Genomic DNA, 14,933 nt, shown 5'->3' on the forward strand with positions numbered 1-14,933 from the left:
CGAAGCACAGCTACCTGGTGCGCAAGGCCGAGGATCTGCCGCGCATCATTCACGAGGCGTTCCACATCGCCAACTCGGGCCGCAAGGGTCCCGTCCTGATCGACATTCCGAAGGACGTCTCCAATGAAAAGGCGCTGTTCAAGCCGCACACCGAAGTGAAGCTTCGCGGCTACAACCCGACCGTGCAGCCGAACAAGCAGCAGGTCGACAAGATGCTGCGCGCGATCGAGCAGGCGGAGCGTCCGATACTGTTGGTCGGCGGCGGCGCTGTATACTCCGGCGCCCACGAGGAAGTGCTCGCCTTCGTCGAGAAGACCGGCATCCCGGTCACCACGACGCTGCTGGGCCTCGGGGCGTTCCCGAGCGGGCACGAGCTGCACATGGGCTTCCCGGGCATGCACGGCACTTGGACAGCCAACATGGCGATCCAGGAGTCGGACCTGCTGATCAATATCGGCGCGCGGTTCGACGACCGCGTGACGGGCAAGCTCACCGGTTTCGCGCCGAACGCGAAGATCGTGCATATCGACATCGACCCGGCGGAGATCGGCAAAAACGTGCCGACCGACATTCCGATCGTCGGCGACGTCAAGGCCGTGCTGCAGCAGGCGGTCGCCGGCGCGAAGTACGCGGCCAAAGCCGACGCGTGGCGCGCGCAGATTGCCGAACGCAAGGCGGCGAAGCCGTTCGCGTACAAGGATTCGGACGAGGAGCTTAAGCCGCAGTGGGTCGTATCGATGATCCATGAGACGACGCACGGCGACGCGATCGTCACGACCGACGTTGGCCAGCATCAGATGTGGGCGGCCCAGTACTATCCGTTCAACAAGCCGCGTTCGTGGGTTACCTCCGGCGGTCTCGGCACGATGGGCTTCGGCTTCCCGTCGGCGATCGGCGCGCAGATGGGCAACCCGGACCGCACGGTCGTCTCGATCAACGGCGACGGCGGCATGCAGATGTGCTCGCAGGAGCTGGCCATCTGTGCGATCAACAACATTCCGGTCAAGGTCGCGATCCTGAACAACCAGGTGCTCGGCATGGTCCGCCAATGGCAGGAGCTTATCTACGACAATCGCTACAGCCACATCGACCTGGCCGGCAGCCCCGACTTCGTCAAGCTGGCCGAAGCTTATGGCGTTAAGGCTTTCCGCGCGACCAACAAGGACGAAGCCCGCACCGCCTGGGAAGCGGCGCTCGCGCATGACGGCCCGGCCGTCGTCGAGTTCGTCGTCCGCAAGGGCGAGAACGTTTTTCCGATGGTTCCGCAAGGCGCCACGATCGATCAAATGCTGATGGGGGATGACGAATGAGCACCAGACATACGATCGCCATTCTCGTGAACGACCAGCCCGGCGTGCTGCAGCGGGTGTCCGGCCTGTTCGGACGCCGGGGCTTCAATATCGAGAGCATCACCGTCGGAACGTCCGAAGAGCCGGGCTTGTCCCGCATGGTCATCGTCACGAAGGGCGACGACCACACGCTCGAGCAGATCGAAAAGCAACTTTACAAGATTATCGACGTCATCAAGGTCGTCGATATCGGCAGCAGTCCGATGGTCGCCCGCGAGCTCGGCCTGATCAAGGTCGGGGCCGATCCTTCGGCCCGGCCCGAGATTCTCGGGATCGTCGATACGTTCCGCGCGGCCGTCGTGGACATCAGCCCGAACAGCCTGATCGTCCAGGTCGTCGGCGACACCGACAAGATCGACGCCATGATCGAGCTGCTCAAGCCGTACGGCATCCGCGAGCTGTCGCGGACAGGCGTGACGGCGATGGCGCGGGGCAGCGCGCGTTAAGCATAGACGCGATCGCGAAGCCGCCCCCGGCATTATTTCTTCATCCGCTATCCCAGGAGCGGGTGTTCGAGGGGAGAACGCCCTTTCGCGGTTCGGGCTTGTCCGACGAGTCGGCCCAAACCTTGCGATTTCATTCTCCCTTGGGACGCCCGTTCCATGAGGGTCGCCTATATATCCCAGCTTCACATACTAAGGAGGATCTTACTAATGGCAGTCAAGTTGTTCCATGAAAAAGACGCCGACCTCGGCGCCCTGCAAAACAAAACGATCGCGGTCATCGGCTACGGCAGCCAAGGCCACGCCCAAGCGCAAAACCTGCGCGACAGCGGCCTGCAAGTCATCATCGGCCTTCGCGAAGGCAAGTCCGCTCAAGCGGCTCGCAACGACGGCTTCGAAGTTTTCCCGGTAGCCGAAGCGGTTTCCAAGGCAGACGTCGTGCAAATCCTGATGCCTGACGAGACCCAAGCCCGCGTTTACCGCGAAGAGATCGAACCGAACCTGAAGAAGGGCGCAGCCCTCATGTTCTCCCACGGCTTCAACGTTCACTTCGGCCAAATCGTCGCTCCCAAGGATGCCGACGTCCTGCTCGTCGCGCCGAAGTCCCCGGGCCACATGGTTCGCCGCACGTACGTCGAAGGCTTCGGCGTTCCCGGCCTGATCGCCATCCACCAGAACGGCACCGGCAAAGCGTTCGAGATCGGCATGGCTTATGCGAAAGGCATCGGCTGTACCCGCGCGGGCGTCATCGAGACGTCGTTCCGTGAAGAGACCGAGACCGACCTGTTCGGCGAGCAAGCCGTTCTGTGCGGCGGCGCTACGGCGCTCGTCAAAGCCGGCTTCGAAACGCTGGTCGAAGGCGGCTATGCGCCTGAGATGGCATACTTCGAAGTGCTTCACGAACTGAAGCTGATCGTCGACATGATGTACGAAGGCGGCCTCGCTTCGATGCGCAGCTCGATCTCCAACACGGCCGAGTACGGCGGCTATGTCACCGGCCCGCGCGTCGTAACCGACGAGACGAAAAAGGCGATGAAGGCTGTTCTGACGGACATCCAAACGGGCAAGTTCGCTCGCGACTTCATCCTCGAGAACCAATCCGGCAACGCGTTTATGACGGCGACCCGCCGCATCGAAGCCGAGCACCCGATCGAAGTCGTCGGCGCGCAGCTGCGCGGCCTGATGCACTGGATCAAGAAGTAAGAGCAAGCCAACCTTATGTTATAATCGGGAGAAGGTCGGAGCATTTCGGCCTTCTCTTTCTCTCATTCGCATGACGATCGGAGGTGCGGGCCGACAGGCTCTGCCATGCGCAAAATTTATATGTTCGATACGACGCTCCGCGACGGTGAGCAGTCCCCAGGCGTCAACCTGAATACGCAGGAGAAGGTCGAGATCGCCCTGCAGCTCGAAAAGCTCGGCATCGACCGGATCGAAGCCGGCTTCCCGATCGCTTCGCCCGGCGACCTCGCCGCGGTCAATGCGGTCGCCCGCGCCGTCAAGAACGCGTCCGTCACCGGACTCGCCCGTTCCCGCGAGAAGGACATCGACGCAGTCGTGGAAGCGCTGAAGGGCGCCCAGGATCCGCGCATCCACATTTTCCTCGCGACCTCGCCGATCCATCGCAAGCACAAGCTGCGCATGGAAAAGCATGAGGTGCTCGAAGCCGCGGAAGCGATGATCAAGTACGCGAAGAAGCACTTTTCCCAAGTGGAATTTTCGGCTGAAGACGCCGGCCGTACCGAGATCGATTTCCTTGTCGAAGTGACAGCGCTTGCCGTGAAGCTCGGCGTATCCGTCGTGAACCTGCCGGACACGGTCGGCTACCTGTCGCCTTACGAATACGGCAACATTTTCAAGACGATGAAGGAGCAGGTGCCCGGCATCGAGAAAGTCCAGCTTTCCGCGCACTGCCATGACGACTTGGGCCTCGCGACGGCGAACGCGCTGGCCGCGATCCAGAACGGCGCCGATCAGATCGAAGGCACGATCAACGGCATCGGCGAGCGCGCGGGCAACACGGCGCTCGAAGAAGTGGCGCTCGCGCTTTATACGCGCGGAGAGTTTTTCCAGGCGAACACCGGCCTCAACCTGCAGGAGATCGCCAAGACGAGCCGCCTCGTCAGCAAGCTGACGGGCATGCCTGTGCCGGGCAACAAGGCGATCGTCGGCGCGAACGCGTTCGCGCACGAGTCGGGCATCCACCAGGACGGCGTGCTGAAGGAGAAGACGACGTACGAGATCATTTCTCCCGCCACGATCGGCATGAAGGACAGCAAGCTCGTCCTCGGCAAGCACTCCGGTCGTCACGCCTTCCGCGAGAAGCTCGTCGATCTTGGCTTCGAAGGCTTGTCGGAGGAGCAGGTCAATGCGGCCTTCGGCAAGTTCAAGGACTTGGCCGACCGCAAGAAGGACGTGTCCAACGAGGACATTCTGGCGCTGCTCGAGGAGAAAATTATCGAGACGCCCGAAGTGTTCGCGCTTGAACAGCTCGTCGTCTCGTTTGACAGCCATAAGGGCCCAAGCGCGACGGTCAAGCTGAAGACGCCTGGCGGCATCGTATCGCACACGGCCGAAGGCAACGGCTCCGTCGACGCCATCTACCACGCGATCAACGCCCAGACGGGCGAAGTCGTCGAGCTGGACGACTATACGATCAAATCGGTGACGGACGGCACGGACGCGCTCGGCGAAGTTCACGTCGTTCTGAAGCAAGGCGAGTACAGCGCGCAAGGTCGCGGCGTCAGCACCGACATCCTCGAAGCGAGCGCGCGCGCCTACGTGGACGCGCTGAACCGTCTCGTCGAAAAGCGGCAGGAGCCGCCTCGCGTCAAGCGGGACCGCGACAACGTCACTTTGATCTAACGCAAATGAATATGATAAGGCGGAGGCCCGCCGCTTCAAAGCTACGGACCGACGTCATTTGAGAAATGGGGAACCCCGTATGAACTATAGATACTCCGCCAGACTCGGGAGCTTCTCCTCCTCGGCAGTCCGGGAAATTTTGAAGCTGACGCAAGGGGATTCGATCATCTCCTTCGCCGGCGGGCTGCCCGCCGAGGAGCACTTCCCGGTCGCCGCGGTGTCCGAAGCGTTCCAGCGCGTGATGGCCCAAGGCAACAAAGCGCTCCAGTACGGCCTGACCGAAGGCTATCTCCCGCTGCGCGAGGCGCTTTGCGAGCGGATGGCGCGCAAGGGCTGCACCGTCACGCCCGACGACATGCTGCTCACGACCGGCTCGCAGCAGGCGATCGATCTGCTGACGCGCATCTACATCGATCCGGGCGACACGATCCTCGTCGAACGCCCGACCTATTTGTCCGCGCTGCAGGTGTTCCGCTCCTACGGCGCGGAGACCGTATCCGTAGAAGGCGACAGCGACGGCCTCGATCTTGCGGATCTGGAAGCCAAGCTGCTGAAGCACAAGCCCAAGATGCTGTACGTCATTCCGACGTTCTCGAACCCGACGGGCAAGGCTTGGAGCCTCGAGCGCCGCAAAGCCGTGCTCGAGCTGTGCCGGCGCACCGATACGCTGATCCTCGAGGACGATCCGTACGGCGAACTGAAGTTCGGCGATGCGTCGCTGACGTATCCGTCGATTTTCTCGCTGGCGCCGTCCGTCGCGGGCTCTTGCGTCGTGTATACGAGCACCTTTTCCAAGACGGTCGCTCCCGGTCTGCGTACCGGTTGGGTGATGGCCGATCCGGATTTGATCCGCAACATGGCGCGGGCCAAGCAGGCAGCCGACCTGCAGTCCAGCACGCTGGACCAGCAGACGCTGTACCAGCTGCTGACCTGCTTCGATCTGGACGCGCACATCGAGTTCGTCCGCACGGAGTACGAGACGCGGATGGAAAACATGGTCGGCCTGCTGCGGCAGGAAGCCTGGCCGGGCGTCCAATGGGAAGTGCCGAAGGGCGGCATGTTCATCTGGATCGAGTTCCCGACGTCGGTGAACACGGCCGAGCTGCTGAAAACCGCCGTCGAGCACGGCGTCGCCTTCGTACCCGGCGTCTCTTTTTACGCGGAGCAGGCGGAGCTGAACAAGGCGCGCTTCAACTTCTCCTACACCGCAGAAGAGCGCGCGCGTGAGGGCATCGCCAGACTGTCCAAGGCGCTGGCGCATGTCGGCGTAGGCGTTTAATTGAGGCCTCAAGCTAACGCACCGTTCGGTCGAGAAATCGACGGCGGTGCGTTTTTTGCTGATGCGGGGAGTGTCTGATAGGCTTTTTCCGGTATTCGTACCACTATCCCATTGAGTCAGCTAATTCAGCTACTTTATTCGGTCAGTTAGCTAACCGATTGTGTTACAGCTTCGAAAAGCGAAACTGTTGATAAGTTTCCCCCTTATCCGATAGCTCGTCAAATGATGAGCTAATGAATCCCGGAAGTCGGGTTAGGCGTCGGCGGGCGAATAGGTTACGTACTATTGTGCGTCGAGGAGAAATGATAAAATAGTTAACACGAGTGCCGAACCATACATAAATGTAAGGCTCGCGAACTCGGAAGGACAATTTTTGATATTAAAGAATTTATCGATTTGAGCAAAATGGGATCGATTGGCTCGAAAGATGTCGTTTGAAGCCGATGGAATTCTCCAAACTCGATTGGCGACCTAGGCCAAAAGGTGCACTTTGATTAAATTTGGCGGTCTGCTCAATCGATTCCATCTGCTCTCAATTGTCGATTGGACTAAAGACGGAAGGTTTGAGTCGATCGGGAGCGCTCTGAATCAAAACGGTGATCTGAGTCAATGGGGGCGTTCTGAATTGATATTCGTTCTGAATCGCACGTTCTGAGGCGAGCGTTCTGAGTGACGTGTTCTGAGTCACGCGATCTGAGTCAATGGGATAATGGTATATGGTCGAAAAATTCATATTCAAAATCCACGTGTAATAATATGGTAATTTCTATACATCGATAAGGAGCCTAGATAAATGAATGGACGCCGGGACGCGATATCGCTTGAAGAAGCGCAGCGGCGCATTTTGGCTTGGGCCGAACCGATCGGTGCCGAACAGGTGCCGCTGCTTCAAGCGAACGGCCTTCGCTTGGCGGAGGCGGTGCGGACGCATGCGCCGATACCGGCGTTTGCGCGCTCGGGCATGGACGGCTACGCGGTAATGGCGGCAGATCTGGCGTCGGCGTCGCCGCATAGCCCTGTTATGCTTCAGTTGCTGCAAGGAGAAGCTCGCGGTGCGATGACTTACCGTATTCGTCCGGGCGAAGCGATGCGCGTCGGGACGGGCGGCCCGCTGCCCGAAGGCGCGGATACAGTCGTGATGCAGGAAGCGGTTACTATAAGGGATGGTGAAGACGGCGAGCGCCATGCTGTTTTTTTGCGGCCGGAGACGGCAGGCAGGCATGTGACCGCCGCGGGCGCCGAGGCTGCTGCAGGCAGCGTGCTGATCGCTGAGGGAACGCGAATCGGGCCGGGTCAAGCTGCGCTGCTGGCATCGTTAGGCGTAGCGAGGCCGAGCGTTTATCGCAGGCCGCGAATCTTCGTCGTTACCGCAGGCGACGATGTCGTGCCCGTCGAATCCGAGCCGGGCATCGGGCAGGTTCGCAACGGCAATCTGCCGATGCTGCGGGCATTGATCGAATCGGCGGCGGGAGACCCGATCGGGGACGCGCATGTGCCGGACGAGCCGCGTCAAGCGAAACAAACGCTGCAGCGCGCGCTCGCAGCAGCCGACCTGGTCATCGTGTCTGGGGGCATCTCCGTCGGCGATACCGATGTCATGGGCGGATTGTTCCGGGAAGCCGGGCCCGGCTTGTTGTTTTCCAAGCTGGCCATTCGGCCGGGGAGCGCATCCAGCGCGATCGTCATGGAAGGCAAGCTGCTCATCGGACTGTCCGGCAATCCGGGCGCTTGCTTTGCCGGATTCGAGCTGTTGGCGCGGCCGGCGATCGATCGAATGGGAGGAGGCAGCGGCAAGCTCGAATGGTGCCGGGCCCGCTTGGTCGAAGGCAGCGTGAAGAGCAACGCCTACCCGCGGTTTCTGCGAGGCGTCGTGCGGATGGAGGACGGCCTGCTGACAGCCCGTCCCTGCGAGGAGAATAGTTCCTCGGGGCTCATCTCGATCGGTGAAGCCAATGCGCTGCTTGCCATTCCTCCGTCGGCCGAGGAGACGCGAGCCGGAACGATGATCGACGTTAGGCTGCTGCCGGGCTGGCAGGAGCGTGTATGGCCATGATATCCAAAGGGAATGGGAAAAATAACGAGGCGAGGCCCGGCTGTCACGCCATCGTACTGTGCGGCGGGGCGGGTAGGCGGATGGGGGCCCGCAAGGAGCTACTCGAATTCAATGGCGAGCCGCTGCTTTTGCGAATGTGCAACAGTCTGTCGGAAATTGCCGAACGGATAACGGTCGTAGCGGACCGCGAGCGCGGATACGCGTTTCTCCCGGGCGGCGTCCGCGCGATCGCCGATGACGTGGCGGCGTTCGGCCCGATCGCCGGCATATGTGCGGGCATGGCTGTCTCCGAGCTTCCGCTGCAGCTCGTCGTCGCCTGTGATTACCCGCTCGCAGGTCTATACGTTTGGCGGGCTTTGGCCGATACGCTGGCCCGGCATCCGGAGGCGGACGCCGTCCTGCCGGAGGCCGGCGGCAAGCTGCATCCGCTATGCGCCATATACCGCCGGCGTACGCTCAGCGCATGGCAGGATGCGCTGGAGAGCGGCAACAGACGGGTGATGGCGGCTACGCAGCAGATGCGAATTGTCAAATGGCTTCCGGAGGATGGAGCCGCCGGCCAGCTGATGAACATGAATACGCCGGACGATTACCGGCTTGCGAAGGAGCGTCTGTCCCTGTGACTGCTATACTTCCCGTTATTCAGATCGTAGGCTATGCTGACAGCGGCAAGACGACGCTTCTCTGCGCGCTCGTCAGGCACCTGACGACCTTGGGCATGACAGTGGCGACGCTCAAGCATCACGGTCACCCTCACGCCGATAACACGTCAGAAGGTGTGGCGTCGCTCGATTTGCCAGATAAGGATACATCGCTCCATCTGGCGGCCGGCGCTGTAGGGACCGGCGCTTCCTCCGCCGCTCTTTCGGCCGTCTGGACGCCCGGCGAGCTGTCTTTGGAGCAGCTGGCGATGCGGCTGCCGCCGGCGGATTTAATTCTGGCCGAGGGCTTCAAACATGCTCCCTACCCCAAGTGGGTGCTGCTGCGTGAGCCTCGCGACGTCGCGCTCCTCGACGAGCTGGCCAACGTTTTTGGCGTTTCCGCTTGTTTCCCCTTTACCCATCCGAGTCAGCCCGTCGTGAACCGGGACGAGATCGAGCGGATCGCGGCATTGGCAATCGCCGCTAGGCAAGCATAGCTTTTCAGCGGCCCTGCAGCATCTCTTCAAGGGTGATTCGGTCCTCATAGCCGGCGACTATTAACGACATAGTTTTTATGTTTTGGACGTGACCCTCGATATGTGCTACAAATAAACATAGCAATCGGAATGGAACCTAAGTCGGGAGTGAACTTAACGTATGGCAGAAGTGAAGAAGATAGCGGTCATCGCCGGCGACGGCATCGGCCCGGAAGTCGTTGGCGAAGCGATAAAGGTACTGAAAAAAACGGAAGAACTGTTCGGCTATAAGTTCGAGCTCGAGCACGGCCTGTTCGGCGGCATCGCCATCGACGAAAAGGGCACGCCGTTACCGCAGGAGACGCTCGAAATTTGCCAGCGCGCGGACGCCGTGCTGCTCGGCGCCGTCGGCGGACCGAAGTGGGACAACAATTCGAAGGAGCTGCGCCCCGAGACGGGCCTGCTCGGCATCCGCAAAGCGCTCGGTCTGTTCTCCAACATCCGTCCGGCCGTCGTGTTCGACTGCCTGAAGGACGCCTCCACGCTGAAGCCCGAAGTGCTTGAAGGCACCGACCTGATCGTCGTGCGCGAGCTGACCGGCGGCATCTACTTCGGCGAGAAGTTTCGCCGCGAAGGCGCTGGCGGTCAGGAAGCCGTCGATACTTGCGTCTATAACGTTCAGGAGATCGAGCGCATCGTCCGCCAAGGCTTCGAGATCGCCCAGAAGCGCCGCAAGAAGCTCGCTTCGGTCGACAAGGCGAACGTCCTAGAGACGAGCCGCCTGTGGCGCGAGACCGTCAACAAGATCGCGCCGGAATATCCGGACGTCGAGCTGGAGCACGTCCTCGTCGACAACTGCGCGATGCAATTGCTGCGCCGTCCGTCCAGCTTCGACGTCATCGTGACGGAGAATATGTTCGGCGACATCCTGAGCGACGAAGCGGCTATGCTGACCGGCTCGATCGGCATGCTGTCGTCCGCTTCGCTCGGCGAAGGCAGCTTCGGGCTGTACGAGCCGGTTCACGGCTCTGCGCCAGACATCGCGGGTCAGGGCATCTCGAACCCGATCGCGACGATTCTGTCGGTCGCGCTCATGTTCCAGTTGACGTTTGGCTACGCCGAGGCTGCTGAAGTGATCGAGCGCGCCGTCAAGCAAGTGCTGGACGCCGGCCACCGCACGGGCGATATCGCGGTAGACAAGAGCCAGGCGATCGGTACGACGGCGATGGGCGATCTGATCGTTGCCGCGATGGTTCGCTAAATCGCGTAAAATCGCGTCAGATCGCGTCAAAATCTAGTGGACAACCAGTACGGGCCTTCTTGCAGCTTGAACGGTAATGAATAGATTAGAATAATTTTAAACAAGTAATCACTACAGCTTGATTTTCATTCTCACTCTATGATACTATCGTTTATAGCAAATAAGGCCCGGCTTTGTAGTCGGAATTACAGGAGGTAATTGTCAATGGCAGAGCGTTTGGTCGGCCGCGAGGCCCCGCACTTTAACCTGGAGACTGTGACCGGTGACGGCAAGGAATTCGGCAGAGCGTCCCTTACGGATTACAAGGGCAAGTGGCTCGTATTCTTCTTCTACCCGCTGGACTTCACCTTCGTATGCCCGACGGAGATCGTTGCGCTGTCCGAAGCTTACGATCAGTTCAAGGCGCTGAACACCGAAGTTCTCGGCGTCAGCGTGGATAGCGTCCACAGCCACAAGGCTTGGATCAACACCCCTAAGAACGACAACGGCCTCGGCCAACTGAACTTCCCGCTTGCTGCCGACATCACGAAGCAAGCGGCGCGCGACTATGGCGTACTTATCGAAGAAGAGGGCATCGCACTTCGCGGCCTGTTCATCATCGATCCGGACGGCGTACTGAAGTACCAGGTCGTCAACCACAACGACGTAGGCCGCAGCGTCGAAGAGACGCTTCGCGTGCTCCAAGCGCTCCAATCCGGTGGGCTGTGCCCGATCAACTGGAAGCCGGGCGACAAGAACCTGGTCGTCAAGTAATCGAATATCGCTCAGCCAAAGGCGCATGCACCCGCATGCGCCTTTGGCATCCTTTAGACGGCAGCCCTTTTATTGACTTTTGGGAAGACTGGCAGGAATTTGCCGTTTTAGAGGAGAATATAGTGAAGCATCCGGCAAAGCCATACACGTCCATAAGGGAGGGGAAGTCGATGTCATTCTGTTGCGGAGCCAGCATGATCGGGACGAAGGGGACGCTCAAGCATTATCGCACGCGAATTCACAACGTCCCGATTCTGTTTTGTCCGGTATGCCACCGGGTCGAGGTGCATTACCTGGTCGAGAACGAATACGAGATTTTGGCCGACTACGCGCACGGCGACGGCGCGTCCGAGGTAGACTTCCAGGACTATGTGGACGAGGCGGAAAAGGATCTGCACGAGAACTCGGTCAACAACGAGGAAGAGGATCCGCTCCTTATGGTCCAGAACCAGATCGACATGGGGCTGGACCTGCTTACCTTCGCCAAGAAGATCGGAGACGAGGAATGGGAGCGGCAGCTCAAGCGTCGGCTCGGCGTGCTGAGCCAGCGCCGGCACAAGCTCCGTCTCAAGCGGACCACTGGCGGAGCGCTGTAGTTTTCGACATAAAGACCAGGCGTGAACGCCGTTTTCGGACATGCGACTTTTTACACAAGTCATCAGTCCGGGAGCGGCGTTTTTCGCGTTTTATTCGACAACTTCTCTGATTGACAGCTTTCCCAGTCCTTTACTATGATGGACTTGACGCAAGGGCGAGCCTGGAGGAATACGGCATGGAGAAATGGAGAACGAGATATTTCCCGGTTCTCGTGGAGTATGTACTTCACGAAGACACGAGGGAGGGATACGATCTGAGCGAGCTGCTCGACCTGCTGAACGGCGTTCCGGCAGAGCATATTTTCGAGCATCACGAGGAGAACGTTCGCCTGCTCGTCTCGCATGCGGATAGCGAGGACAGGCTGGCGCTCATGCATCGAAGTCTATTGTTTCTTCACGAGATTCTGGGCAGCCACGCGTATTCAGAATCGGCCGCAGCGAAGGAAGAACAGCTGCCGGACGATTTGAGACAGGCCGCGGCGAAGGCGATACCGCTCCAGGAAGAGAGGCCGAGCCGCTTCGAGACGGTGCTCCAGCATTTGGACAGCGGAATTGCGTTGTTCGAGCCCGGCGGGACGCTCCGGTTTCTAAACGTGCCGATGGCTCGGCTGCTGCAAGCGCCAAGGCGCATCCTGATCGGCCAGAGTCTCCGCCAACTATTGTTCCACCCCAGCTTGAGCCGTTCTCTGCGGCTTATTTTTATTCGTATGTATAGGCAATTGAAGTACGATCGGCGCGCGCAGGGCGAATTTCAGGACGGCAGCCGGTATCTGCTCATCAGCATCTCCCAGATCGAAGAGCTCGACGGGGACATCTTGGTCAGCATCAAGGATGTGTCGGAGCACAAGCAGATCGAGCAGAGTGCCTTCCAGAACGACAAGCTGGCCATGCTCGGCAAGATCGCGGCGGCGATCGCGCACGAGATTCGCAATCCGCTGACGAGCATTCGCGGCTTTATTCAATTGCTCAAGCCTTACCTGGAGTCGATTGGCAAGCAGGAATACGCACGAATTATTTTATCCGAGATCGACAGAGCGAACGACATTATTTACGAGTTTCTCAATTCGTCCAAGCCTTCCGCGCCGATGACTCAGACCGTGTTGGTGGGCCTGCTGCTCAAGGAGACGATTCTGCTCACCGAGAGCGAGGCGCATATGCAAGGCGTCGAATTGACATGCGAGATTTTCGACCCGTATTTGGCGATCTCGATCGACGTCAAGCAGATCAAGCAAGTAATCTTGAACATGGTGAAAAATGCATTGGATGCGGTTGCACACGTGGCGGACAAGCGCAGGCCGAACATTCGGCTGTCGGCGCGCAAGGAACGCGGGTACGCGGTTATCAGCATCGCCGACAACGGTCGAGGGATGGACAGGGAGACGCTGAGCAGGCTATTCGATCCCTTCTTTACGACGAAGTCCGAAGGGACCGGACTTGGGCTATCGGTGAGCTACCGGATCATACGAAATCACGGCGGCACGGTTCAAGTCGACAGCCGGCTCGGCGAAGGTACGACGTTCATGATTTATTTGCCATACGTGGGGGAAAGAGAGTAGAATCGGATTAAACGAAAGCGCGCTTCGCGACGACTCCGTCGCGGAGCTTTTTTGTTACGCCGAGGACTATAGCTGCGGGAAAAGCGTTCGATGGAGTCGATCACCATGGGGGAACTGCCAATGACCAAGCGCATGAGAGTCGCAGGTCTGGATATTCAGAGATTGCTGCGAAGCCGATTCAACGATTCAGAGACCAGACGCGGATTGCGAGCTTCCCTGATCGAAGGCATCCCCGCTACGATCATCGCCAATTTGCTAGGCGGCCCCCTGCAGACGGCGTTTCTATTGTATTTGGGCTTTCAATCCGAACAGATCGGGTTGATCGCCGCTATTCCTTCGTTGACGCTGCTCGCCCAAATCTTCATGGCGTTTGCCATGGAGCGGTGGCGGGACCGTCGCAAAGTCACGACGATACTCGGCGTCGGTCACCGCTCGTTATGGGTAGGCACGGGGTTGATTCCGCTATTGTTTCCCGAGGCGGCATGGGCGCCGCTTTATATTGTCGTTTTCCTCTGTTCCTTTACGCTGACGCAAGCCGGAGGCGTTATCTGGACCTCTCTGATGGCCGATATCGTGCCGCCTCCGATCCGCGGCCGATACTTCGGCATCCGCAACACGATTCATTGGGCCGTGGCGAGCCTAACGCTGCTGGTTGGCGGCCAATTGATGGAGTGGCTGCCTGGCGGACGAGGCTTCACGATTCTATTTGCGGTCAGCGCCCTTTGCGTCGTCTGGAACGGTATCGAACTGTCCCGTTACGCAAACCCGCCCTTCGAGAGCGCAGGCGGCACATTGTCGGCGGGGTTTATTTTGAAGCCCTTCCGCGACAAACCGTTTTTATCCGCGGCTTCTTTTATCACTTTATTCATTTTGATTCAGAACATTGTCGTTCCGCTTTACGCCTATGCGATGCTTAATCTGCTGAACTTAAGCTACAGCAGCGTCACTTTGATCACGATGATTCAAAACATCGTGATGATGGTCAGTTACATATTCTGGGGTAACTTGAACGCCCGGTTTTCCGCGCGCAAACTGCTAACCTGGACATTTCCGATCATCTCGCTCGCTTGCATCGTATGGTTGGGCATGTCCGCGCTGCCCCTCCTGCTTATCTTGGGCTTGTCGCATGTCCTGCTCGGCATCGGGCTCGGCGGCTACAATTTGCTCGTATTCAACTTTTTGATCGGGGATACGCCGAAGGCGGACAGACCGATCTACATCGCCGTCTTCTCCGCCCTGACCGGCATAGCCGGATTCGTCGGGCCGAATATCGGGGGCCGGTTGTTTAAGGCGGTGAACGATGCGCCCGCGTGGCTGCAGGATTACGGCATCGTCGGATTGACCGGGATCGCGCTGCTCGTGCCTGCGGTAGCGATCGCGCCGTTCGTTTTCCGAAGCTCGCGCAACTCGCCCAGCAAAGTCGGCTAATACCGGAGAAGCATCGGGTCGACATACCGTTAAAGCGTAAAAAAGCCCGCCGCGCATTGCGCAGCGGGACAGTAGGAGGAATTGCTAGAGTCAAGAGTCGGTTAACACAGGCCGATGCCCGCACGAAGAATGATCACGAGAAGAATGAAGAGGACGAGGACGAACGCTGCTCCGCCGCCGTAACCTACGCCAGCTACTCCGCTCATTTGCTACACCTCCGAAGTTTTGATTGT

14 protein-coding genes are annotated in these 14,933 nt (G+C 59.3%); 13 read left to right on the top strand and 1 reads right to left on the bottom strand.

The features are described from left to right. The 13 genes from ilvB to KVT38_RS24005 all read left to right on the top strand — a co-directional run. The coding region (gene ilvB / locus KVT38_RS23945) for a biosynthetic-type acetolactate synthase large subunit (RefSeq protein WP_217596272.1) at positions 1-1,310 on the top strand (1,310 nt) is incomplete at its 5' end. Continuing rightward, positions 1,307-1,795, top strand: a complete 489-nt coding sequence (gene ilvN / locus KVT38_RS23950; protein ID WP_217596273.1) for an acetolactate synthase small subunit — start codon at positions 1,307-1,309, stop codon at positions 1,793-1,795. The genes ilvB and ilvN, both read left to right, overlap by 4 nt. 207 nt (positions 1,796-2,002) lie before the next feature. Beyond that, positions 2,003-2,995, top strand: a complete 993-nt coding sequence (gene ilvC / locus KVT38_RS23955; RefSeq protein ID WP_217596274.1) for a ketol-acid reductoisomerase — start codon at positions 2,003-2,005, stop codon at positions 2,993-2,995. 105 nt (positions 2,996-3,100) lie between these two features. Then, on the top strand, positions 3,101-4,657 hold the full coding sequence (locus KVT38_RS23960; RefSeq protein WP_217596275.1) for a 2-isopropylmalate synthase: 1,557 nt from the start codon (positions 3,101-3,103) through the stop codon (positions 4,655-4,657). A gap of 79 nt (positions 4,658-4,736) precedes the next feature. After that, positions 4,737-5,936: an aminotransferase-like domain-containing protein gene (locus KVT38_RS23965; RefSeq protein ID WP_217596276.1), complete on the top strand. Its 1,200-nt coding sequence runs from the start codon at positions 4,737-4,739 to the stop codon at positions 5,934-5,936. A 793-nt stretch (positions 5,937-6,729) separates the two neighbouring features. Continuing rightward, positions 6,730-7,989 carry a molybdopterin molybdotransferase MoeA gene (locus tag KVT38_RS23970; protein WP_217596277.1) on the top strand — a complete coding sequence of 420 codons (1,260 nt, stop codon included), beginning with the start codon at positions 6,730-6,732 and terminating at the stop codon, positions 7,987-7,989. After that, positions 7,986-8,612, top strand: a complete 627-nt coding sequence (gene mobA, locus KVT38_RS23975; protein ID WP_217596278.1) for a molybdenum cofactor guanylyltransferase — start codon at positions 7,986-7,988, stop codon at positions 8,610-8,612. The genes KVT38_RS23970 and mobA overlap by 4 nt, the downstream gene beginning before the upstream one ends. Then, positions 8,609-9,127, top strand: coding sequence for a molybdopterin-guanine dinucleotide biosynthesis protein B (gene mobB / locus KVT38_RS23980; RefSeq protein ID WP_217596279.1), 519 nt, complete (start codon positions 8,609-8,611; stop codon positions 9,125-9,127). Before mobA ends, mobB begins: the two co-directional genes overlap by 4 nt. A gap of 160 nt (positions 9,128-9,287) precedes the next feature. Beyond that, positions 9,288-10,367 (top strand): 3-isopropylmalate dehydrogenase, encoded by a 1,080-nt coding sequence (gene leuB, locus KVT38_RS23985; protein ID WP_217596280.1) that lies wholly within the window; start codon positions 9,288-9,290, stop codon positions 10,365-10,367. A 204-nt stretch (positions 10,368-10,571) separates the two neighbouring features. Beyond that, positions 10,572-11,120, top strand: a complete 549-nt coding sequence (locus KVT38_RS23990) for a peroxiredoxin (RefSeq protein WP_217596281.1) — start codon at positions 10,572-10,574, stop codon at positions 11,118-11,120. A gap of 170 nt (positions 11,121-11,290) precedes the next feature. After that, entirely contained in the window at positions 11,291-11,716 is a 426-nt protein-coding gene (locus KVT38_RS23995; RefSeq protein ID WP_217596282.1) for a hypothetical protein, read from the top strand. Positions 11,717-11,892: 176 nt separating this feature from the next. Continuing rightward, positions 11,893-13,272 (top strand): two-component system sensor histidine kinase NtrB, encoded by a 1,380-nt coding sequence (locus KVT38_RS24000; RefSeq protein WP_217596283.1) that lies wholly within the window; start codon positions 11,893-11,895, stop codon positions 13,270-13,272. 120 nt (positions 13,273-13,392) lie between these two features. Next, the gene (locus KVT38_RS24005) at positions 13,393-14,700 is read left to right on the top strand and encodes an MFS transporter (protein ID WP_254639510.1); all 1,308 of its coding nucleotides are present in this window, start codon (positions 13,393-13,395) and stop codon (positions 14,698-14,700) included. Between the two features lie 101 nt (positions 14,701-14,801). Here the strand turns inward: KVT38_RS24005 and KVT38_RS24010 are convergent, their stop codons facing one another. Next, positions 14,802-14,906 carry a sporulation protein YjcZ gene (locus tag KVT38_RS24010; RefSeq protein WP_217596284.1) on the bottom strand — a complete coding sequence of 35 codons (105 nt, stop codon included), beginning with the start codon at positions 14,904-14,906 and terminating at the stop codon, positions 14,802-14,804. Positions 14,907-14,933 lie beyond the last annotated feature (27 nt).

The organism is Cohnella sp. GbtcB17 (assembly GCF_019091135.1).
Taxonomy (GTDB): Bacteria; Bacillota; Bacilli; order Paenibacillales; family Paenibacillaceae; genus Cohnella.